21 protein-coding genes and 1 other RNA gene are annotated in these 24,935 nt (G+C 61.2%); 9 read left to right on the top strand and 13 right to left on the bottom strand.

Annotated elements, in window-relative coordinates:
• Window positions 1-38: 38 nt before the first annotated feature.
• Window positions 39-1,715: an NAD+ synthase gene (locus tag RS694_RS07525; RefSeq protein WP_029705812.1), complete on the bottom strand. Its 1,677-nt coding sequence runs from the start codon at window positions 1,713-1,715 to the stop codon at window positions 39-41.
• A gap of 62 nt (window positions 1,716-1,777) precedes the next feature.
• On the opposite strand from RS694_RS07525, the gene RS694_RS07520 reads away from it, so the two are divergent.
• Entirely contained in the window at window positions 1,778-3,046 is a 1,269-nt protein-coding gene (locus RS694_RS07520; protein WP_029705813.1) for a GNAT family N-acetyltransferase, read from the top strand.
• 3 nt (window positions 3,047-3,049) lie between these two features.
• Here RS694_RS07520 and RS694_RS07515 read toward each other — a convergent pair whose 3' ends face one another.
• The gene (locus RS694_RS07515; RefSeq protein ID WP_076069487.1) at window positions 3,050-4,591 is read right to left on the bottom strand and encodes a methyl-accepting chemotaxis protein; all 1,542 of its coding nucleotides are present in this window, start codon (window positions 4,589-4,591) and stop codon (window positions 3,050-3,052) included.
• Window positions 4,592-4,836: 245 nt separating this feature from the next.
• On the opposite strand from RS694_RS07515, the gene RS694_RS07510 reads away from it, so the two are divergent.
• Window positions 4,837-5,628 (top strand): esterase/lipase family protein, encoded by a 792-nt coding sequence (locus tag RS694_RS07510; protein WP_029705815.1) that lies wholly within the window; start codon window positions 4,837-4,839, stop codon window positions 5,626-5,628.
• A gap of 144 nt (window positions 5,629-5,772) precedes the next feature.
• Here RS694_RS07510 and ppa read toward each other — a convergent pair whose 3' ends face one another.
• Window positions 5,773-6,309: an inorganic diphosphatase gene (gene ppa / locus RS694_RS07505; protein WP_029705816.1), complete on the bottom strand. Its 537-nt coding sequence runs from the start codon at window positions 6,307-6,309 to the stop codon at window positions 5,773-5,775.
• Window positions 6,310-6,541: 232 nt separating this feature from the next.
• Between ppa and RS694_RS07500 the strand changes: the two genes are divergently transcribed.
• Both RS694_RS07500 and RS694_RS07495 read left to right on the top strand, forming a co-directional pair.
• Window positions 6,542-8,605: a sodium-translocating pyrophosphatase gene (locus RS694_RS07500; RefSeq protein ID WP_029705817.1), complete on the top strand. Its 2,064-nt coding sequence runs from the start codon at window positions 6,542-6,544 to the stop codon at window positions 8,603-8,605.
• Window positions 8,606-8,686: 81 nt separating this feature from the next.
• On the top strand, window positions 8,687-9,325 hold the full coding sequence (locus tag RS694_RS07495; RefSeq protein ID WP_029705818.1) for a response regulator transcription factor: 639 nt from the start codon (window positions 8,687-8,689) through the stop codon (window positions 9,323-9,325).
• On the opposite strand, the gene RS694_RS07490 is transcribed toward RS694_RS07495, so the two are convergent.
• Genes RS694_RS07490 through RS694_RS07480 form a run of 3 tightly spaced genes read right to left on the bottom strand, consistent with a single transcriptional unit; the run spans window position 9,322 to window position 14,181 of the window.
• Complete coding sequence (locus tag RS694_RS07490; RefSeq protein WP_029705819.1) at window positions 9,322-11,274, bottom strand: hybrid sensor histidine kinase/response regulator; 1,953 nt, start codon at window positions 11,272-11,274, stop codon at window positions 9,322-9,324. The two genes, RS694_RS07495 and RS694_RS07490, sit on opposite strands and share 4 nt — an antisense overlap.
• The gene (locus RS694_RS07485) at window positions 11,274-12,209 is read right to left on the bottom strand and encodes an ABC transporter substrate-binding protein (protein WP_037246384.1); all 936 of its coding nucleotides are present in this window, start codon (window positions 12,207-12,209) and stop codon (window positions 11,274-11,276) included. The genes RS694_RS07490 and RS694_RS07485 overlap by 1 nt, the downstream gene beginning before the upstream one ends.
• A 10-nt stretch (window positions 12,210-12,219) precedes the next feature.
• A complete protein-coding gene (locus tag RS694_RS07480; RefSeq protein ID WP_076069484.1) occupies window positions 12,220-14,181 on the bottom strand; it encodes a TonB-dependent receptor plug domain-containing protein in 1,962 nt (653 codons plus the stop codon).
• Between the two features lie 97 nt (window positions 14,182-14,278).
• On the opposite strand from RS694_RS07480, the gene moaA reads away from it, so the two are divergent.
• A complete protein-coding gene (moaA, locus tag RS694_RS07475) occupies window positions 14,279-15,424 on the top strand; it encodes a GTP 3',8-cyclase MoaA (RefSeq protein WP_029705822.1) in 1,146 nt (381 codons plus the stop codon).
• Window positions 15,425-16,090: a molybdenum cofactor guanylyltransferase MobA gene (gene mobA / locus RS694_RS07470; protein WP_029705823.1), complete on the top strand. Its 666-nt coding sequence runs from the start codon at window positions 15,425-15,427 to the stop codon at window positions 16,088-16,090.
• Between the two features lie 15 nt (window positions 16,091-16,105).
• Here mobA and rnhA read toward each other — a convergent pair whose 3' ends face one another.
• Both rnhA and RS694_RS07460 read right to left on the bottom strand, forming a co-directional pair.
• Window positions 16,106-16,558 carry a ribonuclease HI gene (gene rnhA / locus RS694_RS07465; protein ID WP_029705824.1) on the bottom strand — a complete coding sequence of 151 codons (453 nt, stop codon included), beginning with the start codon at window positions 16,556-16,558 and terminating at the stop codon, window positions 16,106-16,108.
• A gap of 2 nt (window positions 16,559-16,560) precedes the next feature.
• A complete protein-coding gene (locus RS694_RS07460; protein WP_029705825.1) occupies window positions 16,561-17,346 on the bottom strand; it encodes a class I SAM-dependent methyltransferase in 786 nt (261 codons plus the stop codon).
• On the opposite strand from RS694_RS07460, the gene gloB reads away from it, so the two are divergent.
• Window positions 17,345-18,115, top strand: coding sequence for a hydroxyacylglutathione hydrolase (gene gloB / locus RS694_RS07455; protein ID WP_029705826.1), 771 nt, complete (start codon window positions 17,345-17,347; stop codon window positions 18,113-18,115). The two genes, RS694_RS07460 and gloB, sit on opposite strands and share 2 nt — an antisense overlap.
• Window positions 18,112-19,635 carry a transglycosylase SLT domain-containing protein gene (locus tag RS694_RS07450; RefSeq protein ID WP_029705827.1) on the top strand — a complete coding sequence of 508 codons (1,524 nt, stop codon included), beginning with the start codon at window positions 18,112-18,114 and terminating at the stop codon, window positions 19,633-19,635. Before gloB ends, RS694_RS07450 begins: the two co-directional genes overlap by 4 nt.
• A 10-nt stretch (window positions 19,636-19,645) precedes the next feature.
• Here RS694_RS07450 and RS694_RS07445 read toward each other — a convergent pair whose 3' ends face one another.
• The 5 genes from RS694_RS07445 to RS694_RS07425 all read right to left on the bottom strand — a co-directional run bounded on the left by RS694_RS07445 (window position 19,646) and on the right by RS694_RS07425 (window position 24,796).
• Window positions 19,646-20,059 (bottom strand): MAPEG family protein, encoded by a 414-nt coding sequence (locus RS694_RS07445; protein ID WP_029705828.1) that lies wholly within the window; start codon window positions 20,057-20,059, stop codon window positions 19,646-19,648.
• Window positions 20,060-20,095: 36 nt separating this feature from the next.
• Window positions 20,096-20,686: a recombination mediator RecR gene (recR, locus tag RS694_RS07440; protein ID WP_029705829.1), complete on the bottom strand. Its 591-nt coding sequence runs from the start codon at window positions 20,684-20,686 to the stop codon at window positions 20,096-20,098.
• Between the two features lie 137 nt (window positions 20,687-20,823).
• Complete coding sequence (locus RS694_RS07435; protein ID WP_029705830.1) at window positions 20,824-21,156, bottom strand: YbaB/EbfC family nucleoid-associated protein; 333 nt, start codon at window positions 21,154-21,156, stop codon at window positions 20,824-20,826.
• A gap of 130 nt (window positions 21,157-21,286) precedes the next feature.
• A complete protein-coding gene (gene dnaX / locus RS694_RS07430; protein ID WP_029705831.1) occupies window positions 21,287-23,242 on the bottom strand; it encodes a DNA polymerase III subunit gamma/tau in 1,956 nt (651 codons plus the stop codon).
• A gap of 150 nt (window positions 23,243-23,392) precedes the next feature.
• Window positions 23,393-24,796 carry a tetratricopeptide repeat protein gene (locus RS694_RS07425; protein ID WP_244898411.1) on the bottom strand — a complete coding sequence of 468 codons (1,404 nt, stop codon included), beginning with the start codon at window positions 24,794-24,796 and terminating at the stop codon, window positions 23,393-23,395.
• Window positions 24,797-24,825: 29 nt separating this feature from the next.
• Here RS694_RS07425 and ffs point away from each other — a divergent pair.
• Window positions 24,826-24,921, top strand: an RNA gene (ffs, locus tag RS694_RS07420) — signal recognition particle sRNA small type.
• Window positions 24,922-24,935 lie beyond the last annotated feature (14 nt).

Below are 24,935 nucleotides of genomic sequence, written 5' to 3'. Positions count from 1 at the left end.
TCGAAGTAGCGCAGGCGAAGACGCCTGTCACGCACCCTTCATGCACGAAAGCGGCTGGTAATAGGATAACGCCAATCCTTGCCGAAGCTGCGGTGGGTAACCCGAATGCCCACGGGCGCCTGGCGGCGCTTGTACTCGTTGATCTTGATCAGGCGCGTGACCTTCTCCACATCGGCCCGCGCAAAGCCAGCGGCCACGATGGCTTCCATGCTCTGGTCGTTCTCCATATAGCGCTCCAGGATCGCGTCCAGCACCTCGTAGGGCGGCAGGCTGTCCTGGTCGGTCTGGTCGGGGCGCAGTTCGGCGCTCGGTGGGCGGATGATGATGCGCTCAGGGATCGGGTTGCTGCCCGTGCTGTACGGATCGTGCGCATTGCGCCAGCGCGCCAGCTTGAACACCAGCGTCTTGGCCAGGTCCTTGATCACGGCAAAACCGCCGGCCATATCGCCATACAGCGTGCAGTAGCCGGTGGCCATTTCGGACTTGTTGCCGGTGGTCAACACGATGCTGCCGAACTTGTTGCTCATGGCCATGAGCAGCGTGCCGCGGATGCGGGCCTGGATGTTTTCTTCGGTCGTGTCCTCGGCCCGGCCCACAAAGTGCGGGGCCAGAGAGGCCTTGAAAGCTTCGAATTCCGGCACGATGGAGATTTCGTCGTAACGCACACCCACCCGCGCGGCCATCTCGCGCGCGTCTATCCAACTGATGTCGGCCGTGTAGGGCGAAGGCATCATCACCGTGCGCACCTTGTCCGGTCCCAGCGCATCCACCGCAATCGCCAGCACCAGCGCCGAGTCGATACCCCCCGACAGGCCCAGCAACACGCCGGGGAAGCCGTTCTTGCCAATGTAGTCGCGCACGCCCAGCACCAGCGCATCCCACAGGTCGGCCTCAGGGGTGCGTACCGGCTCCACATTCGCTACGATATTGATAGCTGATTGCGCATGTTCCACGCGGGCTACAAACAGATTTTCCTTGAAACTGGGGGCACGACCGGCCACGGTGCCATCAGCGTTGAGGACAAACGAATGCCCTTCAAACACCACTTCGTCCTGCCCGCCCACCAGATGCGCGTAGACCAGCGGCAGACCGGTGGCGCGCGCGCGTTCACCCATGGTGGCTTCGCGCTCGTAACCCTTGCCCACGTGGAAGGGCGAGGCGTTGATGACGGCCAGGATTTGCGCCCCGGCCTCTTTGGCCAGCCGCGCAGGCTCTTCAAACCAGGCGTCTTCGCAGATCAGCAGACCCACACGCAGGGCATCCGCGCCCTCCCCGGCTTCAAACACACACACACCGTCGCCCGGTGTGAAGTAGCGGCGCTCGTCAAACACCTGGTAGTTGGGCAACTCGCGCTTGGCGTAGGTCGCAACTACCTGGCCTTCGCGCAGCACGCTTGCGGCGTTATAGCGCTGTTGCACTGCGGTGGAACGCGTTCGGCTGTCGCCCCCGGTGGGGTGGCCAACCACCACGGACATGCCTTTTAACCCGGCCAACGCCTGGGCTACGGCTTTCACGGCATCATCGCAGGCTTGGATAAAGGCGGGGCGCAGAAACAAGTCCTCAGCGGCGTAGCCACAAATGGACAATTCGGGGGTCAGCAGCAGGCGGGCACCGTCCGCGTAGGCTTGCTGCGCGGCCGTCACGATTTTCTGGGCGTTGCCGTCCAGGTCACCTACATGGAAATTGAGTTGCGCGATGCACAGTTGGAGAGTCATGAACCAGCAAAATTGGGTTAGCGGAATCACTGACGGTGACCCCCTCACACAGCGGGTACGCTGTGGCTGAAACTGATTATGTCACCCGGGTATTCACCTCGCCGCTGGAGGTGGACGCGCAGGCCTGGGACGCGCTGTTGCAGCAGCAGGGCCTGACCAGCCCCTTCATGCAACATGCCTATCTGGCGGCTATGCACGCCAGTGGCAGCGCCTGCCCCGCCACGGGCTGGGCGCCGCACTTCATCACGCTGGAAAGCGGTGGCCAGATGGTGGCCGCCTGCGCGCTCTACCTCAAGGACCACTCGTATGGCGAATACGTGTTCGACTGGGCCTGGGCCAACGCCTACCAGCAGCACCGTGTGCCCTACTACCCCAAGGCCGTGGTGGCCGTGCCGTTCACGCCCGTGCCGGGTGCACGCCTGTTGGCATGCAACGCGCAAGCACGCGCTGCGCTAGTGCGGGCCGTGGTGCAGTGGTGCGAAGCGCAGGGCCTGTCGTCCCTGCATTTGCTGTTTGCAGCAGATGACGATGTGCAAGCCTGCACGGACGCCGGCCTGATGCTGCGCCACACGGTGCAGTTCCACTGGACCAATGTGGCCCCCACGCTCGGCACTGACGTGTCCTCGCTGCCCCCCGAGGGGGCGCATTTTTCCTTGGGGCGGCCCAGCGGAAAAAACGCTCCCGGCTACACAGACTTCGACGCTTTTCTGGCTTCACTCGCGCAAGACAAGCGCAAAAAAATCCGCCAGGAGCGGCGCAAGGTGGCCGAGGCCGGGGTCACCTTCCGGCACGCCGAAGGCCACGCCATCACGCCTGCCGACTGGGACTTTTTCTACTGCTGCTACGAGCGCACTTATCTGGAACACGGCAATGCGCCTTACCTGAACCGCGACTTCTTCCAGCGCATGGCCGACACCATGCCGCAGAACTGGCTGCTGTTCATTGCCGAGCGCGATGGTCGCCCGATTGCTAGCAGTTTGATAGCTATTGGCGCACATTCCACGGGGGCTACAGGCCTAAATGATTCAAAAGTAGCCTATGGCCGCTACTGGGGCGCGCTGGAGCGTGTGGACTGCCTGCACTTTGAGGCCTGCTACTACCAACCGCTTCAGTGGTGCATCGCCAACGGTTACCAGCGCTTTGAAGGTGGTGCCCAGGGTGAACACAAGATGGCCCGCGCCCTGCTGCCGGTTAAGACCACCAGCGCCCACTGGCTGGCGCACCCGGCCTTTGCCGATGCCGTAGCCCGTTTTCTGGAGCGTGAGGGTGAAGGCATTGGCGACTACCTGGAAGACCTGGGCCAGCGCAGCCCGTTGCGCAAGCCTTCATGAATCTCAGGCCAGCTTGAACACCGCCACGGCCTGCACCAGCTCGTTGGCCTGAGATTTCAGACTGCTGGCGGCGGCGGCCATCTCTTCCACCAGCGCCGCGTTTTGCTGCGTCGCCTGGTCCATCTGTGTGACGGCTTCACCGACCTGGGCCACACCCAGGGACTGTTCGTTGCTGGCCGCGCTGATCTCGCCCATGATCTCAGTCACGCGTTGGATGCTGCTGACCACTTCTGTCATGGTGGTACCGGCGCGGTCTACCAGCGCCGTGCCCTGTTCGACCCGGGTGACGCTGTCGCCAATCAGCATCTTGATTTCCTTGGCGGCTTCTGCAGAGCGCCCCGCCAGGCTGCGCACTTCGCTGGCCACCACGGCAAAGCCACGGCCCTGTTCACCAGCACGCGCGGCTTCTACCGCCGCGTTCAGCGCCAGGATGTTGGTCTGAAACGCGATGCCATCGATCACGCTGATGATGTCGGAAATCCTGCGTGAGCTGTCGTTGATGCCCTTCATGGTGTCCACCACCTGGGCCACGACTTCACCGCCCTGCACCGCCACGGTGGACGCACGCATGGCCAGTTGATTCGCCTGACGCGCGTTGTCGGCGTTGTGTTTCACGTTGGCGCCGAGTTCTTCCATCGAAGCGGCCGTTTCTTCGAGGGCGCTGGCCTGGCTTTCGGTGCGGGCGGAAAGGTCATGGTTACCTTGGGCGATCTCCGAGCTGGCGGTCGCCACACTCTCCGATCCGTGGCGCACCTGGGTGACCACGGTGACCAAACCGGCTTGCATCTCTGACAAAGCGCGCATCAACGCGGCAATTTCGTCGGAGCCTTGTGTCGGAATAGGGGCGCTCAAATCACCGTGCGCTACGGCGTTGGAAATTTCCACCGCCCGCACCAGCGGCTTGGTAATGCTCTGCGCCAGTACCCAGCCAAAGACGATGGCAAAGCCCAGCCCCAGCACCATGGAGGCAATGGAGACACCGCGGATGGTTTGCGCTCTTTGGGTCGAGGTATCGAACTCGTTTTGGGCCAGCGCCACCTGCAGTTTGATCAACTCACCGAGCTTGTCCCGCGCCTGTGCAAACAGCGGGCGCAGTTTCTCGTCCACCGCCAGTGTGGCCACATACATGTCATTGGCGGCCTGGGCCGCCAAGGTAGGTTGCAGGCCTTCGCTGACAAGCTTCTTGTTGAGGGCTGCAACCGCAGCCGCCAATTGCGCCTCTTCCGGCGTCAGTTGGGTGGCCATATACGCAGCCCACAGCACATCAATTTGCGCCAGTTGCGTCTTCACGTCAGAGGCCGATTTGGTGATGTTGGCCTCGTTGGGCTGTGTTTGGGCATCGGCGATGGACATCAGATTACGCAGTTGCAGATACCGGATGTCGCTGAGCTGCTGAATGGGGACCGTGCGGTCGGAATACACCGCGTCCAGCGCTTCGTTGCTTTTGCCCATGCCGTACAGGCCGATACCCCCTACTAGCAGCAATAACGCACTCATGACACCAACCAGCAGAACCAGACGGGAGGAAATTTTCAATTTGTTCATATCTTTGGGGCAATAACTGGCGCAGAAGCGAGAAGATGCAGGAAATGCTTCACAGCACCTATTGCGACTTACGCAAGATCCGGACCGGACGTACCGCCCAGCCACAGTCACCTAAGTGACGAAAACCCCGATTTTCCCCGACAAAACAACGCCTGCGTCAGCCAGCCCCCCGCCAAAAGCTGCTACCGTCGAACGCAGTACCAACAACCGCTACGGCGTAACACACGCCGTGCACCCCGAAGACGATGGCGAAAGCATCCAAGGCAACCCCGAGTGAACACGCCCCCGCACCCAACGCGCTGCTGATGGCACTGGAATTTCGTGCACCCTGGGAGTTTTGGTCTTTGCTGCCGAGCTGGCCCGCCCTGATGCGTGCCCCGGTGGGCGATGGCCATCCGGTGATTGTTTTCCCCGGCCTGTCTGCCAGCGATGGCTCCACGTTGCCCCTGCGCGGCTACCTGCAAAACCTGGGTTACGACGTATCGGGCTGGAACCAGGGCTACAACTTCGGCCCGCGGGCCGGCATCCTGGAAACCGCCAAACGCCAGGTGCTGGACACCTGCGAAGCAGCGGGTGAACCGGTCAGCCTAGTCGGCTGGAGCCTGGGCGGCGTGTACGCCCGCGAGCTGGCCAAGGAATTGCCCCAGTGCGTACGCAGCGTCATCACCCTGGGCACACCCTTTTCCGGCTCGCACAAAAGCACCAATGCCTGGCGCCTGTACGAGCTGACCAGCGGGCGCAGCATCACCCAGGAGGTGGAAAACTTCGACCTGCCAACCGCACCGCCCGTACCCACCACCTCGATCTACTCACGCACCGACGGTGTGGTGGCGTGGAGCGCCAGCCTGCAAGCCACCAGCCGCGCCAACCCGAACACCGAAAACGTGGAAGTGTTTGCCAGCCACATTGGCTTGGGGCTCAACCCCACGGCCTGGTGGGTCGTGGCCGACCGGCTGGCGCAGACGCCGGGCACCTGGAAGCCGTTTGAGCGCGCCGGCCGGCTGCAGCAGTGGGTGTTCCCCGACCCGACACGCTAAGGCCCGTTGGCCCGGCCCAGCACGGGGCCCCAATAAAAAGAGCGTTACCCTTCGCAGGGAAACGCTCTTTTTTTGATAGCTGCTTGCGCACTATCCATGCGGGCTAGAGGCCTTTTTAACCCCTAAAACCCGCCGCAGGACGTATTACGCCTGTTGTTTGTTGTAGTTGGCGATGCCGTCCATGATTTCTTTCTGGGCGGACTCTGGGCCTTCCCAGCCTTGCACCTTGACCCACTTGCCTTCTTCCAGATCCTTGTAGTGTTCAAAGAAGTGGGCAATGGTCTTCAGGCGGAAGGGGTTCAGGTCTTCGGGCTTTTGCCACTGGCTGTACAGCGACAAAATCTTGTCCACGGGCACGGCCAGCACCTTGCCGTCTTCGCCGGCTTCGTCGGTCATCTTCAGGATACCAATGGCGCGGCAGGTCACCACCACACCGGGGATCAGGGGCACGGGGGTGATCACCAGCACGTCCACCGGGTCGCCGTCACCGGAGATGGTCTTGGGCACATAACCGTAGTTGGTCGGGTAGTGCATGGCGGTGCTCATGAAGCGGTCCACAAAAATGGCGCCCGAGTCCTTGTCCACTTCGTACTTCACCGGATCGGCATTCATGGGGATTTCGATGATGACGTTGAACGCGTCGGGGACTTTGCTGCCGGGGGTGACTTTGTCGAGGGACATGCTTGTTCTCTTGATGTTGAAAGTAAGAAACGAAAAACCTAGGGATTAACCCGGATTTTACTGACTTGGCACTTGCGTTTACCCAAGACCGTCATCAAAGCACGCTACATTCGGCCGGTTGGCCAATCATCTCCCCTTGCTTTGTGGGGTTGGAGCATCGAGGAAGCAACGCAGCGGGGGCCTCGCTAGCGTTGCTCCCATCTTTGCGAAACAACCATAGAGGAGTATTTCTATGACGGGCAACTCAGCGCTGTTTCTGGCGCTTGGCTGTGGACTGATTGCCGTGGTGTACGGTGTTTGGGCCCGCAGCTGGATTCTTTCCCAGGACGCCGGCAATGCGCGCATGCAAGAGATTGCAGCCGCCATCCAGACCGGTGCCGCGGCCTACCTTTCTCGGCAGTACAAGACCATCGCCATCGTGGGCGTGGTGTTGACCATCCTGATCGGTATTTTTCTCGATCCCCTGAGCGCCGTGGGCTTTGTCGTGGGCGCAGTGCTCTCCGGCGCCTGCGGCTTCATCGGCATGAACGTGTCGGTGCGCGCCAACGTGCGCACGGCGCAGGCCGCCACCAAGGGCATTGGCCCGGCACTGGACGTGGCTTTCCGCGGCGGCGCCATCACCGGCATGCTGGTGGTGGGCTTGGGCCTGCTGGGCGTGACTGGCTTCTACTGGTACCTGGTACCGGACGGCATGGTCACGGTTGCCAAGCTCAACCCGCTGATCGGTTTTGCCTTCGGCTCGTCGCTGATTTCCATCTTCGCCCGTCTGGGCGGCGGCATCTTCACCAAGGGCGCTGACGTAGGCGCCGATCTGGTGGGCAAGGTCGAAGCCGGCATCCCCGAAGACGACCCGCGCAACCCGGCCGTGATCGCCGACAACGTGGGCGACAACGTGGGTGACTGCGCCGGCATGGCCGCCGACCTGTTTGAAACCTATGCGGTGACGCTCATCGCCACTATGGTTTTAGGAGCACTTCTCGCAAGTGCAGCGGGGGCTACAGCCGTTTTGTATCCCCTGGCACTGGGTGCGGTGTCGATTGTGGCCTCCATCATCGGTTGCTTCTTCGTCAAGGCATCGCCCGGCATGAAGAACGTGATGCCTGCGCTGTACAAGGGCCTGGCGATTGCCGGCGTGTTATCGCTCATCGCTTTCTACTTCGTCACGCAATCGCTGTTCCCGGCGGCCATCACGCTGACCGACGGCCACGTGATCACCGCGGGCAAGCTGTTCGGCGCCTGCGTCGTGGGCCTGGTCCTGACCGGCGCGCTGGTGTGGATCACCGAGTACTACACCGGTACCCAGTACGCGCCGGTGCAGCACATCGCACAGGCATCGACCACGGGCCACGGCACCAACATCATTGCCGGTCTGGGTGTCTCCATGCGCTCCACCGCCTGGCCCGTAATTTTTGTCTGCGCCGCCATCTACAGCGCCTTCAGCCTGGGTGGCCTGTACGGCATCGCCATCGCAGCCACCTCCATGCTGAGCATGGCCGGCATTGTGGTGGCGTTGGACGCCTACGGCCCCATTACCGACAACGCCGGTGGCATTGCCGAAATGGCCGAGCTGCCCGCCAGTGTGCGCGACATCACCGACCCGCTGGACGCCGTGGGCAACACCACCAAGGCCGTGACCAAGGGTTACGCGATTGGCTCCGCAGGGCTAGCCGCGCTGGTGCTGTTTGCCGACTACACCCACAAGCTGGACGCGTTTGGCAAGCACATCACGTTCGATTTGAGCGACCCGATGGTCATCATCGGCCTGTTCATCGGTGGTTTGATTCCCTACCTGTTTGGCGCCATGGCGATGGAGGCCGTGGGCCGCGCCGCCGGTGCGGTGGTGGTGGAAGTACGCCGCCAGTTCAAGGAGATCAAGGGCATCATGGACGGCACGGGCAAGCCCGAGTACGACACGGCAGTGGACATGCTGACCACGGCTGCGATCAAGGAAATGATGATCCCGTCGCTGCTGCCGGTGATCGTGCCCATCGTGGTCGGTCTGGCACTCGGTCCAGCGGCATTGGGTGGTTTGCTGATGGGCACGATTGTGACCGGCCTGTTTGTGGCGATCTCCATGTGTACCGGCGGCGGTGCTTGGGACAACGCCAAGAAGTACATCGAAGACGGCCACCATGGCGGCAAGGGCTCCGAAACCCACAAGGCCGCAGTGACGGGTGACACGGTCGGTGATCCGTACAAGGACACGGCCGGCCCGGCCATCAACCCGTTGATCAAGATCATCAACATCGTGGCACTGCTGATCGTGCCATTGATGATGAAAATCCACGGCGGTTGAGTAGCCCCGAGCTAAAAAGCCCGCGCAAGCGGGCTTTTTTTCGCGTACGCTAGCCATTACGTAGTTACTTCGGGTGCCGATTTGAAAATTCTTGTGATCGACGACCACGCGCTGGTGCGTGAAGGCCTGCGACAGGTCCTCAAGGGACTCGACGAAAACGTGGATGTGCTGCAGGCGGGAACCTGCGAACAGGCATTCGCATTGGCCCAGTCCCACCTTGATCTGGATCTGGCGCTGCTGGACTACCACCTGCCGGACATGACAGGCTTGCAGGCGCTGGACATATTTGCCGAACGCCATCCCGAGTTGCCTATCGTGATGTTGTCAGGCTCCGCCAACTACCAGATCATGCAGCAGGTGTTGAAGTCCGGCGCTGCAGGTTTTATCAACAAATCCAGCTTGAGCGATGAACTGCTGCGTGCCGTGCGGCAGGTACTGGACGGCAATGTCTATTGGCCCGAAGACCGGCAGCAAGGCCCCCTCACGGTACCGAATGAAAACCCCAATCCCAAATCCACGCTGACGCAACGGCAGGAGCTGGTGTTGCAAGGGCTGCTGGATGGTCAATCCAATCGCGAAATTGGCAAGTCGCTGAGTCTGTCGGAAGAAACCATCAAAACCCACGTCACATCGATACTGCGGCACTTCGAGGTACAAAACCGTACCCAGGCCGTGGTGGCCGCGGCACGCAAAGGTTACAAACCCCGGGAAACCAGCTAAGCGTCTTGCTGTGGTGCGGCTGCTCCGGCCTCTGACTCGGTCAACGGCGCCAGACGCCTGAGCAAGCTGCGCAATTTGGCAGGGCGCACCGGCTTGTGCAGCAGTGTCAAATTGGCATCTTTGGCGGCCTGCATCAGCACCCCATCGGTGTCTCCACTCATCAGGCAGGCCGGTATTTCGGATTGCGCCAAGGCCCGCAAGCCGTGAATGGCCATCAGGCCATTCTCACCATCGCCCAGACGGTAATCACTGACGATGATGTCGGGCACAAACCCCTCGCGCACCAAATCCATGGCTTGGCCCACCGATGCCACGGCCCGCACGCCGTAACCCCACGTAGCCAATAGCTCCTGCACGGCCTCCCGGGCAAAATCGTCGTCCTCCAACACGAGAACCCGCAAGCCCCGGTTATCTTGCACGGCAATCACCTCGGGGAGCACCGTGGTCATGGTGTCGGGCGGCTCCGCCATGGGCAGGGTCACCGAAATCCGCGTGCCACAACCCAGCCCCGAACGTATGCATACGGTATGCCCGAGCAACTGGGCGCTGCGCTCCACAATGTTGAGTCCCAAGCCCAGACCATACGCACGCCCCCGTGCGGAATTCCCAACCTGGTAAAACTCTTTGAAAATTTCAGTCTGGTGTTCGGGCGAAATGCCGATGCCGCTGTCCCACACCTCAATGCGCAGGTTCTGCCCCGCATCCACCCGCCGGCAAGAAATCAGAACGGTGCCCGCTTCGGTGTAACGCAATGCGTTCTGCGCCAGGTTCATCACAATGCGTTGCAACAAAATCGCGTCCGTGTGCGCCCACGCGTCGCTCGGCCGAATGTGCAGGCGCAAATTCTTGTCTGCGGCAATCGGTGCCAGCGCAGCCTGTAAACCATTGAACAGGGAGCCAATGGATATCCGGGCGAGTTGCACCTGGACTGCGCCAGACTCCAGCCGCGACAAGTCCAGCAAACCATCCAGCAAGTCCTGCATGGACTGCACCGAGGCCTGCAGATTGCCCACCAGCTCGCGGGTCTGGGCGTCCAATGTGAGTTGCTCCAGCCGAGCCACAAACATGCCCAGCGCGTGGGTGGGCTGGCGCAGATCGTGGCTCGCTGCGGCCAGAAAGCGGGACTTGGCCAGTGTCGCGTTTTCGGCCTCTTCCTTTTTCAGGCGCAACTCCTGGGTCACCGCGGTCACTTGTTGCTCCAGCTCGTCGCGCCCCCACGCGAGGCGGATCGCCATTTGCCGCAAACCGGCTTGCAGCTCAAACAGCGGATCCTTGGGATTCAGCGGGCGATGCGGAGAAAAGCTGCCCCGGCCAATACGGCCAATGGTTTTGGAGACCTGCAATATGGGATGGACCACCCCCTCCCCCAGGCGCAGTGCCAGAAAACCTCCCAGGGACAAACCGAGCAGCCCCACCAGCAGGGCAATGGAAAGCAGGTCCCGCTCTCGCGCGGCCAGCCCCCCTCTGGAAATTTCCAGTACCGCATGCCCCAAATGGGTCGACGGCGAGAATTTATCGGTGCCCTGGTTGGCAAACAGGTCATCGAGTTGCACATTGCTCAGATTGATGGATTCCGTCAGGGTGTCCACGCCACGGTTGTGCTGTTGTGCAATATAGACCGAGTCCTGCAACGAGCCGTAGCTGGTAAATGCCGGCGTTCCCGCACTCGCCAGCATGGCGCCATTGGCGTCAAAGACTGCCACAGCACGTACGTCTGGCTCGCGCAAGACCGCGTTGACCACGGCTTGCAAGCTGGCAGTGTTGCCGGAAAACACCCCGTACTCACTGGCCAGCGCCACCTGCCGGACCAGTAGTTTTGCGCGTTGCTGGTGTGCCTCATCCAGGTCTCCCAGGCGGCTGGCCCAGAAAGCACCAACAACAGCAACCACCACCAGCGTGACCGGAAGTAAGGCCGCGAGCAACATGCGTGAGCGGATGGTGCGCAGCATCAGGGCTTCCTCTCCATTCTGCGCAAACGCTCTGACAGAGCGGCGGCGTTGATCTGGAGCCCGAGGGAGCGAGCTACCTGTTCGTTGACAGTGACCGTGAACTCCAAAGGGTACTGCGCTGGCGCAACAACTGCTCCCGCCAAAAGGCTGCGCGCTATCCCCGCTGACTGCACCCCAATCTGGCTAGGGGTGGAATGCAATGAAAGCAAGGCGCCGGCTTTTACATATGCTGGGGAAAACGCCACCATGGGGATGTGAGCCCGATAGGTGGACAACAACAGATTGGATATGGATGAGCTGTTGAACACCTGGGTATCCGGTACCGCAAGTAGCACATCTGCAGACTCCAGCACCACGCCGAGCGGTGGAAACGAACTTCCGTCAGGGGCAACACTGCTGACCATCTCCAACCCCCGCTCCTGAAGCGCGGAAGCCAATGCAGGCTTTCGAATGACAGACTCCGCGCCAAATAAAATGCCAACTCGGTGTGCGTCTGGCAGTGCCAGACGGACCATATCCAGTTGACGGTCCCATGGCTGGTCCAGATACAGCGCGGCGAGAGTGACGGAGCTCCTCTTCCCGCTGTCCCGGACAACACGCTCAAAGCTGCCCCGCGGAATCAAGGCTGCCAAGACGGGAAGGCGTGATTCGCGGGCCAGCACTTTCTGCAACGCATTGGTCCCCAAAGTAACCAGTATCTTGGGCGCCGACGGGCCTACCAGGTCAATGCCTGCCACTTCATCCACGCTAATCTGTGCCAATTCTGCTTTCGCCATACCGGTCCGCTCCAAGACGCCGAACATGGCCTCGGTTACCTCGATGGAGGCTGCGCTGTGCTCTCCCGCAACGACCAGCACAGTAACAGCATAGGCCCGGCCAGCCCCAATCCAGAGGCACGCCATGCAGAGCAATGTTCTGACTATTGCGCGGGTCACTCGGTGCGCCTCAGTTCTCAATCCTGAGCGTCACGAAACTGCGCGGTTCAAAGTAGAACTTCTTGTCGCTATCTAGGTAAGGAGAATCGATATTTTGCAGAGTCCAGGCGAGTTCCGCCTTGCTGCGCCCGACCCTGAATTGCCGCGCCAGACGCACGTCAACGCGCTGTCGGGAATATAAACCGCCGTTATCAGAGGTAAGGGCATAAACATCCGCGTTCTGGTACGTCAATGCGACATGAATACCCCCCGAAAACTGGTGCAACAGTGCCATAGAGCTGGACGACAGGGGCGAGCCATGGATGGCCCGCACCCGGGCATCCGCCCCAGCCGATGACTGCACATCGATGGTGGTGATGGTTTGGGATACAAACAACTCGGTTCCGGGAGAGGGGCGCCAGGTCAATTGGTACTCGCCCCCCGTGATCGTGCTTCTCTCAAAATTTCCATAGTCAGTCGGCGTTCCCGTGGACGACTGGATACCATCGCTGATCTGTTCGTCAAAAAGGCGTATGTCCAGCGACGTCCGCATGCTTTTTAGTTCCCCCAAATACCCCAGTTCTCGCGCCACTATGCGTTCTGGCACCAGGTCTCCAGAAGCCAGCGTGTAGTAAGTGGTTGCCAAAGCACCCGTAACGTCGTAGTAGCGGCGGGCGCCAAATTTTTCGTAGGCACTGGGTGGACGGAAGCCGCTTGATGTGCCCGCGCGCAAGGTATGCCCTTCCATGGCTTGCCAATTCAGCATCAGCCGCGGAGCCATGTTGAACCCGCCCAAAGAACTGCGTTCAGCCAGAGCCCCTGCATTGAGCAGCCACGAGGGCGCGAAGCGCCACTCTGCATTGCCAAACAAACGCACAAAATCCGAAGTAACCGATCCCAAGGTATCAAAACTTGAGCGCGAGACTATCAGTTCCCTGCGCAGTTCGGTGCCCATCACCGAGCGCAGTGTTGCGGAGTGCTGAAGTGTGCGCCGCAGCGACACCACATCATTGGTTTCCTGCGCGCCAAAGTCGATCAAAGCATTCTTAAAGGCCCCACCGCCACCAGCTGGCTGGTATGGGAAGTGGTCATTGTTGTTGATCAGGGTTCGAGATATCCCGAACGCATAGTCTTCGCCTTCTCCGACGCTCTTGGTCACGTCCAATTGCACAAACGCGGTGTCCATGAAGCGGAAACGTGCCAAGTTGCCGCCACCCGGATCATCGACCGTTCCGCGACCAGCAGCGACCTCCAGCCCCCCCATTTTGAAGCTGTAAACCAATCCCGGATCCAGGCTGCCATCCGTAACGAAATTGAAGCGGCCTATCCGGTTCTTGCCGAAGGCACCCCGCAAACCATTGTCTTCGCGAGAATCTGCGCTGATGCGATACATTGACGCGCTTTCACCCCAACCTACGCGCAGCCCGATATCGTCAATCCCGTTCTCGCCCTTCGCAATCGAATAGGCCGCACCCGCGGTTGTGCGCGTGTCACGCGACACGATGTTGACCACCCCCAGAAACGCCCGCGCACCGTAAGCCGCAGAGTTTGTGCCGCGCAGTACCTCTATTCGCTCGATATCGTCTATCGCAAGGGTTTGAAGCCCCAGCCCCGCAGAACCGAAGAGGTGCCCGGAATACACCGAGCGACCGTCCACGAGCACCTGGATTCTGTTGGCCCAAGCATCACTTCGTCCGTGGTAAGTCGCCAGGGGCGCTTCTTCCTCGAATGACTGCGTTGTCTGAAAGCCAGGAACAAACCGGAGTACGTCTGTAACGTCTCTGGCACCAGTTTTTCGGATGAAATCGCGGTCCAAGATGGTCACGGCGCCAGGAATCTCATCCAGCCGTTGGGCAAGGTGGGAAACCGACAACACAATCGGCATCTCATTGAGGAAATCCTGCTCTGAAAGCGCAGATGCGCTGCCCTGTGCTTGCGCACCGGCCAGACTCCCATACACCAGCAGTAAACCGACGAGATACTTTTTATACATGGCTTGCTCTCCAAGCGAGGTGGGCTCTCATGAAGATGCCGCAATTTTGCACTGAGCCGCGTAGCGAATTAACCACAGCCGGTGGACAATAGCGTCCATGACCGAACGCGCCCCATTCCGCATATTCCCGCTGCAAGACCAACGTACGGCCGCCATACCGCCCAGTGTCCCAAGGCCCCTAGGTGGGACAGAGGTAGTGGGTGACGCCTTGGGGCGCCCGTTGCGTGACCTGCGCATCAGCGTGACCGACCGCTGCAATTTCCGCTGCAGCTACTGCATGCCCAAGGAAGTGTTTGGCAAGGACTACCCCTACCTTCCCCACGCGTCGTTGTTGTCATTTGAAGAAATCACCCGCATAAGCCGGCAGTTTGTGGCACTCGGTGTGCAGAAAATCCGACTGACAGGTGGAGAGCCCCTGCTGCGCAAGAACATCGAAGTGTTGATTGAACAACTGGCCGCTCTGCGCACCATCGAGGGCAAACCGCTGGACCTGACGCTGACCACCAATGGTTCGCTACTGGCACGCAAAGCCCGGGCCCTGAAAGCCGCAGGGTTGCAACGCGTCACGGTCAGTCTGGATGGACTGGATGACGCCGTCTTCCGGCAAATGAACGATGTGGACTTTCCGGTGGCCGATGTGCTGGAAGGCCTGCAGGCAGCACAAGAGGCCGGATTGGGCCCCATCAAGGTCAACATGGTGGTCAAGCGCGGTACCAATGACCATGAAATCCTTCCCATGGTGCGCCATTTCAAGGGCAGCGGCACGGTGCTGCGTTTCATCGAATACATGGATGTGGGCGCCACCAATGGCTGGCGCATGGACGAAGTTCTGCCATCGTCCGAGGTCATTCAGCGCATTCAGCAAGAGTTCCCCCTGATCGCGCTCGATCCCTCGACCCCGGGAGAGACCGCCCAGCGCTGGGGGTTTGCAGATGCCAGTGGAGCGCACGACCCGAGCGTCGGAGAAATCGGTGTGATCAGCAGTGTGACCCAAGCGTTCTGCGGCGACTGCAACCGCGCCCGCCTGTCCACCGAGGGCCAGCTCTATCTCTGCCTTTTTGCCAGCCAGGGGCATGATCTGCGCAGCCTGCTGCGCGCTGACGCATCCGATGCCGACATTGCGGGTCGCCTACAGGATATCTGGCAAGGCCGCAGCGACCGATACTCGGAACTGCGCGGCTCCCGTGCGAGTGACGTGGGTACCGGCGCACGCCGTATTGAAATGAGTTACATCGGCGGCTGAATGCCTCCCTCTTCCAACATCCCTGCGCAAAATGTGTGTGCTGTAGTCCTGTCTGGCGGGCAGGGTTCACGCATGGGCGGTGTGGACAAAGGCCTGCAGACCTTCCGGGGCCAGGCACTGGCCCTGAATGCGGTACAGCGCCTGTCTGGGCAAACCACAGGCAGCCCTGCCCAGATCGCCATCAATGCCAACCGCAACCTGCGCGAATACGCAGCTTGGGGCCACCCGGTCTGGCCCGATGCCAGCGCCGATTACGCGGGCCCGCTGGCGGGATTTCTGTCTGCCCTGCGGCATTGCACGCAAGACACCCCCGCCTTTGATTACCTGCTCACCGTGCCCTGTGATGTGCCCTTGTTCCCTTTGGACTTGCTGGAACACATGGCGCAGGCGCTGATGCACAACGGGGGAGAGATAGCAGTGGCTGTGGCGCCCGAGCCAACACAGAGTGGACAACTGTTATTGCGTTCACAGCCGGTGTTTTGCCTCATGCAGACACAACTCGTGGCGAGTCTGGACACGTATATGGCGACCGGCGGGCGCAAGGTCAATGCGTGGATCAACCAGCACCACACGGTGGAAGTGCCTTTCAACCGCGCAGAGGACGACCCACACGCTTTCGCCAATGCCAATACGCTGGAGCAACTCCGTCAGTTGGAACAGCCGTAACGAGCAGAGTCCGTTTCAGGCGCGGCCCAGTGCCCGCTCCACGCCCATGTTGGCCAGCGCGTCGGCACGCTCGTTGCCAGGATCACCGGCGTGGCCCTTGACCCAGCGCCAATCAATGGCATGGCCTCCGTTTGCCACCAAGTGATCCAGTTGCTGCCACAAGTCCACGTTCTTCACGGGTTGTTTGGCAGCGGTCTTCCAGCCCTTGGCTTTCCAGCCCGCCAGCCATTCCGTAATGCCCTTGAGCACGTATTGGCTGTCCAGATGCAGGGTTACCTTGCAAGGCCGCTTGAGCACAGTCAGCGCCTGGATCACAGCCATCATTTCCATGCGGTTGTTGGTCGTACCCAGCTCACCGCCAAACAGTTCTTTCTCTGTACCGTCACCGGAGCGCAGCAGCACACCCCAACCACCAGGGCCGGGGTTGCCCTTGCAGGCCCCATCGGTGTAAATCACAACCTCGTTCAAACTCATTTCTCCCCATTTTCAAAATCACTGACATGGTTGGCAATGGACACCGGTTTGCCTGCACGCGCAGGTGCGGTCTTCCAGGCCGGGCCCAGCAGGCGCATGCCGCGCACCCGTTTGACGGCCACCAGAAAATACGCGGCGCCAAAAATGGGCCACCAGCGCGCACCCGCGCCGTCCATCCACTCCATGCGCTGCAACCATTTGTCGCTACGCACCGCAGGACGATAACAGCCCAGTTGCCCCACTTCGACCTCGAAGCCGAGCAAACGCAGCCAGTCGCGCAGACGCCAGTAACCAATGAAATCACCGCTGTCCGGCAAAAAGAGGCTACCGAAGCCCAGCCTCTGGCACAGCCGTCCACGGCTTTGGCGCAAGCCCCACAAACTGGTGGGGTTGAGTCCGCAAATCACCACGCGCCCATCGGGCACCAGCACACGCTCCACTTCGCGCAATGTGGCGTGCGGGTCAGAACTGAACTCCAGGGTATGCGGCAACAGCACCAGGTCCAGGCTGCTCGCAGGAAAAGGTAAAGCCGCGAAATCGGTGTGTAAAGCTTGGGGACGCCCGGCCAAGTCCGTGGACGGCGGCGTATGCTCGGTAGCGAGCCACTGGTGCGGCATGCGGTTGGCCTGCAAGCCATCCAGCTCGGGCACCCCCAGTTGCAGGGCGTGGTAGCCAAAAATATCGGCGACTGCCGCATCCACATGGGCGCGCTCCCAGTCCAGCAGGTACTGCCCGGCCGGAGTCTGGAACCATTGGTGCAAATCTATAATTTGATCGCTCATGACGTTAATACCGCTACCCGCTTTTGCCGACAACTACATCTGGATGCTGCACGACGGGAAAAACGCGCTGGTGGTGGACCCCGGAGATGCCGCGCCGGTGTTGGCCGCGCTATCGCGCGAGGGCGTGCAACTGCAGACCATTCTAGTCACCCACCACCATGCGGATCACACGGGTGGCGTTGATGCATTGCGCGAGGCGACCGGCGCCCAGGTCTATGGCCCGGCGCGCGAAACCATTCCGGAGCCCCTGCAACGCCTTCAGCAAGGCGACACCGTGTCTGCCTTGGGATGGACGTTTCAAATCCTCGATGTGCCTGGTCATACCGCAGGACACATTGCCTATTTCTGCGCGGAGACTGGAGAAACACCACTGCTGTTTTGCGGCGACACGCTCTTCAGCGCGGGCTGTGGCCGCCTGTTTGAGGGCACACCCGCGCAGATGCTGGCGTCTCTGGAATCGCTGGCCGCCCTGCCCGGTGACACCCGCGTGTGTTGCACCCACGAGTACACGCTGAGCAACCTGAAATTCGCGCTGGAAGTCGAGCCCGATAATGCAGCATTGGTCGCGCACAACACGCGCTGCCAGACCTTGCGTGCCGACGGCCAGGTCACCCTGCCCTCCAGCATCCGGCTGGAGCAACAGATCAACCCTTTTTTACGCAGCCAGCAACCCACCATCATGGCCTCGGCCCGCAGATTTGACGCGGCCGGTGTGGACCAGCATGGGGTGTTTGCCACACTGCGCCAATGGAAAAACCAGTACCGATGAATCTTCTCAAAGTCAGTTGCCTCGCCAGCCTGTTATGGCTCACCGGTTGCGCCACCACCGCTGTCAACAACGACCAAGGGGGCGCAACAGCCCCTGACGGCCTGCGCCTTCAGTCCAGCCGCGAAATCGCACCGACGGCGTCCGCAGCAGCAGCCCGACCTATTGTGGAGCAATCCGCTACAGACGCGCGCACCCCACTGACCCCGATTGCAAGCCAGCAGACCTCGTCACGCACGGTGGTGGCCATGGCACCACCTGCCGATTTGTGGGAGCGTATTCGCCGTGGTTATGCCATGCCCGATCTGGACAGCGATCTCGTGCGTGACCGCGAGCAGTGGTACACCACACGCCCGGACTACATCTTCCGCATGACCGAACGGTCCAAGAAATACCTGTTCCACATCGTTGAAGAACTGGAACTGCGTGGCATGCCCACCGAACTGGCCTTGCTGCCCTTCATCGAGAGCGCCTTCAATCCGCAGGCCGTGTCGGGTGCCAAGGCAGCGGGCATGTGGCAGTTCATGCCGGCCACCGGCAAGTACTTTGAACTGAAGCAAAACGCCTTCCGGGATGACCGCCGCGATGTGCTGGCTTCCACCCGTGCCGCGCTGGACTACCTGCAAAAGCTCTACGGCATGTTTGGCGACTGGCACCTGGCACTGGCCGCCTACAACTGGGGTGAAGGCAGCGTGGGCCGCGCCATTGCCAAGAACAAACGCGCTGGGCTCGACGCCGGGTACACCGACCTGAACATGCCCATGGAGACCCGGTTTTACGTGCCCAAGCTGCAGGCCGTCAAAAACATCGTGGCTGCACCGGATGCCTTCAACTCCAAACTCCCGCTGATCGAGAACCACCCTTACTTCCAGACCGTCACCATCCGGCGCGACATCGATGTCACGCTGGCTGCCAAGCTGGCCGAGGTACAACTGGACGATTTCAAGGCCCTGAACCCCTCCATCAACAAGCCCGTCATCATGGCGGCCGGCACACCCCAAATCCTGCTGCCCTGGGACAACGCGGCCATCTTCCAGAGCAATCTGGAAGGCTACAGCGGCGGACGACTGGCCAGTTGGACGGTGTGGATTGCACCGGCCACCATGCGCCCAGCAGACGCCGCCAAACGCGTGGGCATGAGTGAAGCCGAGCTGCGCAGCGTCAATAATATTCCGCCGCGTGTGGTGATCCGTGCTGGCTCCAACCTGCTGGTGCCGCGCAGTGCGCACATGGAACACGATGTCACCGAAAAAGTGGCGGACAACGGGCAGATTTCGCTGGCACCTGAGGTGGTGCTCAAACGCACCGTGGTCAAGGCGGGCAAGTCTGACAGCGTCGCCAGCGTGGCCCGCAAATACAAGACCACGGCCGCCAATGTGGCGCAGTGGAACAAGGTGGGCACCGCGGCCAACTTCAAACCAGGTCAGCAGGTGGTGCTATTCCTGCCAGCCAAGGCGGCAGGCGCCAAATCCGCTATGGCAAAAGGCAAACGCGCCGCGCCGACGCGTGTGGCCAAACGCTAGAGCCGTCAGGTCAGCGGTAACCGACGAAAAGAATACCCACGTTCACCAGCAGCGCCAGCGACCACAGGGCGGTGCGCACCGTGGGCAGGCCGGCGACGTACATCATGATGTACATCATGCGCAGCACGACAAACAGGAAGGCCAGAATGTCCAGCCGCGCCTGGTGCGCACCCAACTGATGCGCAATGATCACCGCACCGATAAAAAATGGCAGCGCCTCAAAGCTGTTGGCCTGTGCCGCGTTGGCGCGGGCGCGCCAGTCGGTCTGCCGGGCCAGCCAGCCGCGCGGGTTGGCATTGTCAAAGCCGCCCTCACGGCGCGGCTTGCCAAACATGCCGTACTTGGCAAGCCCGGCGCAGGCAATCGGCAACAAAGCGGCCACGAGCACACACCAGTAGGCCAGGGTGAAATGGGCATAAGGCATACGAAAACAGCTTTCTAGGTATGGGAAAAATCGGTTTTAGCGGCGGTCCACCAGTGCGTGCGCAATGGTGCCCAGGTCCACGTACTCCAGCTCGCTGCCCACCGGCACGCCGCGCGCCAGCCGCGTGGGCTTGAGGCCGCGCGCCTTGAGGCCTTCGCTGATGACATGGGCCGTGGCTTCGCCCTCGGCGGTGAAATTGGTGGCCAGGATGACTTCTTGCACCACGCCATCACAGGCGCGGTCAAACAGCTTCTTGAAACCCAGATCATTCGGGCCAATGCCGTCCAGCGGGCTGAGCTTGCCCATCAGCACAAAGTACAGGCCACGGTAGGCGCCGGTGCGCTCCAGAGCGGACTGGTCCGCCGGGGTCTCGACCACACACAACTGGCTGTGGTCACGCCGCTCGTCCAGGCAAGTGGCGCAAATTTGCGCTTCAGTGAAGGTGTGGCAACGCTCGCAGTGGTGCACATGCTCGGTGGCTTGCTGCAACGCGCGCGCCAAAGCCTGCGCGGCGGGCCGGTCGTGCTGCAGCAGGTGAAAGGCCATGCGCTGCGCCGACTTCACCCCCACGCCAGGCAGGCGTTTGAGGGCCTGGACCAGGGCATCAAGCGAGTGGGTATCAGACATGAACAAGTAAGCTTCGTGGGGCGTCGCGAGCAAGCGTCAGGCAAGGCGCGGGTGGCGGGGAACCGGAACGTACTTTCGGTACGTGAGGATTTCCCGACGGGCCCCGTAACGCCGCATCACGCTTGCACAGTAGCCCATCAGAAAGGGAGTTTCATGCCACCGGGGAGACCGGGCATGCCTGCAGAGATCTTGCTCATCTTGGCGTTGGATGTTTCTTCGGCGACGCGCAATGCGGCGTTGAAAGCGGCGGCCACCAGGTCTTCCAGCATGTCCTTGTCATCGGCCAGCAGGCTGGGGTCGATGGTGACACGGCGCACCTCGTGTTTGCAGGTCATGGTGACCTTGACCAGGCCGGAGCCGGACTCACCGCTGACTTCGATGTTGCCCAGTTCGTCCTGGGCCTTTTTCATGTTGTCCTGCATCGCCTGCGCCTGTTTCATGAGGCCTGCGAGTTGTCCTTTGTTGAACATGGGTTTCCTTCTAAGGTTATGAAACTTTGCGGGTCAGACCACTTTGCGTAGCAAATGTGCTCTGACCCCAACGAACTAAGACTTGCGGGGCAGATCACTCGCGCAAGCGATGTGCTCTGACCCCAACTGACTAAATGGGTTTGATGGTTCCGGGCACGATTTTCGCGCCAAAGTCACGCATCATGGACTGCACAAACGGATCGTCAAAAATAATCTTCTCGGCGGCCGCCTGCTTTTCAGCCGAAGCCGCATTGTTGCGCCGCCCCGGGCTGTCGGTCACACGGCCAATCTCCACCACCAGCTTCACGCCAAAACCCGCCGCCTGCAGGGCCGTGGTGAGCCGGTCGCGGGTGCCGGGCTGGTTAAGCGACTCGCGCTCCACGCGCAGTATCCACTGGTCGGTATCGCGCGCGATCAACTGCGACTGCAGGGCCAGTTCACGCACCATGGCATTGATGGCTTCAGCCTGTATCAATTGCTGCACGGTGGCGTGCCAGAAGTCGCCCTCTTCGGTGGGAATCAGTACCGGAGCCGCCTGCGCAACGCTCGCGTCCGCACGGTTCTCGGGTTGCGTGCGCACCGGAACCGCTACAACTTTAGTAGCTGCTTGCGCAATCTCCATGCGGGCTGGAGGCATATTTTCTTCATAATCCTCGTCGGGCTCTGCATGCGTGGCACTGTCACGCACTGGCAGCATGTGGCCCGGTGGCAGGTCTGTGGCGGCCGGAACGGCAAGCACGGGAGCATCGTCCCAGGGCTGTACTGCGGCGGGCTGGGCTGGCACAGGCGGAGCAGCCACAGGAGCGCGCACCACGGGTACGGCAGCGACAGGCGGCGCCGTTGGCACTGTGGCACGCGCCGGTATTGCTGCGGGCGGCGCGACAGTGGGCAGCTTGACAGGTGCCGGCGCGGGCGCCGCAGGACTAATTAGAGTTTTTTTTTCCGCCGAGGCCGATGGGCCCTGGGGTTTGAAGGCCAGCAAACGCAGCAGCACCATGGTCAGCGCGGCGTACTCGTCGGGCGCCAGGCCCAGGTCACCGCGGCCGTGCAGGCAGATGCTGTAGAGCAACTGGGTTTCGTCCACGGGCAACAGCGCGGCCAGGCGGGCGGTGTCGGCCGCTTCCGGGTCGGTATCGTCGTCGGCCGCCGCAGTGGTCTGGGCACTGGCACTTTGCGCCAGGGTTTGAATCACCGCCATGCGCTGCAACACCGTGGACATTTCTTCCAGTGTGGACGCAGCGCTCAGGCCATTGAGGCGCAGCGTTTCGCAGGTTTCCACTACGGTTTTTCCATCACCCGTAGCCAGCGCTTCGATCAGGCGGAACACGTAGGAGCGGTCCACACTGCCCAGCATCTGGCGCACCGTGGCCTCCTGCAACTGGCCGGAGCCAAAGGCGATGGCCTGGTCGGTGAGACTCAAGGCATCACGCATGGAACCGCGCGCCGCACGGGCCAGCAGGCGCAGCGCCTGGGTTTCCGCCTGCACGTTTTCCACCTCCAGCACCTTGGTCAGGTGTTCACGGATGGTCTCGGGCGCCATGGGCCGCAGGTTGAACTGCAGGCAACGGCTCAAAACGGTGACCGGCACCTTTTGCGGATCGGTCGTGGCCAACACAAATTTCAAATACTCGGGCGGCTCTTCCAGCGTTTTCAACATGGCGTTGAACGCCGTGTTGGTGAGCATGTGCACCTCGTCGATCATGAAGACCTTGAAACGCCCCTGCACCGGCTTGTAGACCGCCTGCTCCAAGAGCGCCTGCACTTCGTCCACGCCGCGGTTCGATGCGGCATCCAGCTCGGTGTAGTCGACAAAGCGACCGCTATCAATATCAGAGCAGGCCTGGCATACACCACAAGGGGTAGCGGTGATTCCACCATTGCCATCGACACCCTGGCAGTTGAGCGACTTGGCCAAAATACGCGACACCGTGGTCTTGCCCACGCCGCGCGTCCCGGTGAACAGGTAGGCATGGTGCAGGCGCTGGGTGGTCAGCGCGTTGGAGAGGGCTTGCACCACATGGTCCTGCCCCACCATTTCGGTGAAATTGCGCGGACGGTACTTGCGGGCGAGCACGAGGTAAGACATGGCTCTGATTCTACGGTGCTGGAGTGTTGCTGGATTCCTTAAGGCTCTGCTGATTAAGTCCGTTCGCGTTGAGCTTGGCCTGTCCTGAGCGTGTCGAAGGGCGAAACGCCCCACGCACAAATCAAGGACTTATAGAAGGCTTCGACAGGCTCAGCCCGAACGGAGGGGCCTGTTCAGCGTTGCCTGAAGTGCCACTCGTACCTCTTCCACCACCGGAGCCCAGTTTTCACTAGCAGACTGACGAAACAGCCGCATGCAGCCTGGGTACCAGAGCGAATCCGTGCGATCTTGCAGCCAGCGCCAGTCGGTCTTGTAGTACGGCAGCAGCAGCCACACCGGTTTGTTCAAGGCCCCCGCCAGATGCGCCACGGCCGTGTCCACGGATATCACCAGGTCCAGTTGCGCGACAACGGCCGCCGTGTCTGCAAAATCGGCCAACTGCGAACCCAGCGGCAATACATCAAAACCAGTAGGAGGGCACAGCGCCTCTTCTTCGCCCTGCCCTTTTTGCAGGCTGATGAAAGACACCCCCTCCACCTGCGTCAGCGGCGCCAACATATGCAGACCTTGCAGCGAACGGTCGAAGTCATTTTCAAACCTCGGGTTGCCCTTCCACACCAGCCCCACGCGCAAACCCTGTGCAGGCAACCGCGCCCGCCACTGGGCCATCAATTCTGGTGCTGCATGGAGATACGGAAGTGATGCAGGAATCGCATCTATCCGTGTGGCGCAGTGCAGCGGAATGCTGATCGCCGGCGTCCAGCAATCCCAGCCCGTGCGGGGAATGGCCTCGTCAAACGCCAGAACCTCATCCACCCCTTGCAAACTGGTAAACAGCGTCTTGAGCGAGGCGTGGCACAACAGCGTGACCCGCGCGGCACCACGGCTTTTGAGCAGTGCGGCATAACGGGCGAACTGGATCATGTCCCCCTGCCCGGCCTCCAGACCGATCAGGATGGATTTGCCCGTCAGTGGCTCGCCCTGCCAGCGCGGAATATCCAGATGCGCCTGCAGTGGTGCATACCAGTCCCGAGCCTCAAGGCAGACCCAGCCCTCTTCCAGCCGACCCTGGCGCAGCAACACACAGGCCAGGTTGAAACGCGCCTTGGCATGCTGCGGGTCACGTAACAAGGCCTGCCGACAGCAAAGCTCGGCCTCAGCGTTGCGTTGCATGCCCGAATACAGACCACCCAGGTTGGACCAGCCCCCGGCCACATCCGGCTCCAGCGTGATGGCGCGGGTGAAAGCGGCCTCCGCCTCCATCAGCCGCTTTTGCACGGTCAGCAAACTGCCCAGGTTCAGATGGATTTGCGCAATGTCCGGGTTGCAGGCAATGGCACGCTGGTAACAGGCTTCGGCCTGCGCCACATCGCCAGAAGCATCCAGCAAAAATGCCAGATTGGCGTGTATCTCTGCAGTATCGGGCGCCAACTGCAGCGCGGTGCGAAAACAGGCCTCTGCCAGCGCGTTGTCGCCCTCGGCCATGGCCTGGTTGCCCTGGTCAAAGAGCGCCTCCACAGAAAGTGTATTCAGCGCGGGCATCTGTTCAGGCAAGGGACTTTGAAGCCACTACAATAACGGCTGACGGGCCTCCTCGCATGAGGAAGCGGCCAACCGGGTCAGGTGGGGAACCAAGCAGCCCTAACTGTGGACTTAGTGCCGGGGTAAGGCTCGTCAACCCCCATTCTTTGCG

The organism is Rhodoferax saidenbachensis (assembly GCF_001955715.1).
Taxonomy (GTDB): Bacteria; Pseudomonadota; Gammaproteobacteria; order Burkholderiales; family Burkholderiaceae_C; genus Allorhodoferax; species Allorhodoferax saidenbachensis.
The sequence above is the reverse complement of the archived record's forward strand: the minus strand, read 5'-3'. Positions and strand labels throughout refer to the sequence as shown.

Excerpts from the sequence above, each read along its gene's own strand:
- RS694_RS07525 (WP_029705812.1), bottom strand. The coding sequence starts at position 1,715 with ATGACTCTCCAACTGTGCATCGCGCAACTCAATTTCCATGTAGGTGAC.
- RS694_RS07515 (WP_076069487.1), bottom strand. The coding sequence starts at position 4,591 with ATGAACAAATTGAAAATTTCCTCCCGTCTGGTTCTGCTGGTTGGTGTC.
- RS694_RS07510 (WP_029705815.1), top strand. The coding sequence starts at position 4,837 with ATGGCGAAAGCATCCAAGGCAACCCCGAGTGAACACGCCCCCGCACCC.
- ppa (WP_029705816.1), bottom strand. The coding sequence starts at position 6,309 with ATGTCCCTCGACAAAGTCACCCCCGGCAGCAAAGTCCCCGACGCGTTC.
- RS694_RS07500 (WP_029705817.1), top strand. The coding sequence starts at position 6,542 with ATGACGGGCAACTCAGCGCTGTTTCTGGCGCTTGGCTGTGGACTGATT.
- RS694_RS07490 (WP_029705819.1), bottom strand. The coding sequence starts at position 11,274 with ATGCTGCGCACCATCCGCTCACGCATGTTGCTCGCGGCCTTACTTCCG.
- RS694_RS07480 (WP_076069484.1), bottom strand. The coding sequence starts at position 14,181 with ATGTATAAAAAGTATCTCGTCGGTTTACTGCTGGTGTATGGGAGTCTG.
- moaA (WP_029705822.1), top strand. The coding sequence starts at position 14,279 with ATGACCGAACGCGCCCCATTCCGCATATTCCCGCTGCAAGACCAACGT.
- mobA (WP_029705823.1), top strand. The coding sequence starts at position 15,425 with ATGCCTCCCTCTTCCAACATCCCTGCGCAAAATGTGTGTGCTGTAGTC.
- gloB (WP_029705826.1), top strand. The coding sequence starts at position 17,345 with ATGACGTTAATACCGCTACCCGCTTTTGCCGACAACTACATCTGGATG.
- RS694_RS07460 (WP_029705825.1), bottom strand. The coding sequence starts at position 17,346 with ATGAGCGATCAAATTATAGATTTGCACCAATGGTTCCAGACTCCGGCC.
- RS694_RS07450 (WP_029705827.1), top strand. The coding sequence starts at position 18,112 with ATGAATCTTCTCAAAGTCAGTTGCCTCGCCAGCCTGTTATGGCTCACC.
- RS694_RS07445 (WP_029705828.1), bottom strand. The coding sequence starts at position 20,059 with ATGCCTTATGCCCATTTCACCCTGGCCTACTGGTGTGTGCTCGTGGCC.
- recR (WP_029705829.1), bottom strand. The coding sequence starts at position 20,686 with ATGTCTGATACCCACTCGCTTGATGCCCTGGTCCAGGCCCTCAAACGC.
- RS694_RS07435 (WP_029705830.1), bottom strand. The coding sequence starts at position 21,156 with ATGTTCAACAAAGGACAACTCGCAGGCCTCATGAAACAGGCGCAGGCG.
- dnaX (WP_029705831.1), bottom strand. The coding sequence starts at position 23,242 with ATGTCTTACCTCGTGCTCGCCCGCAAGTACCGTCCGCGCAATTTCACC.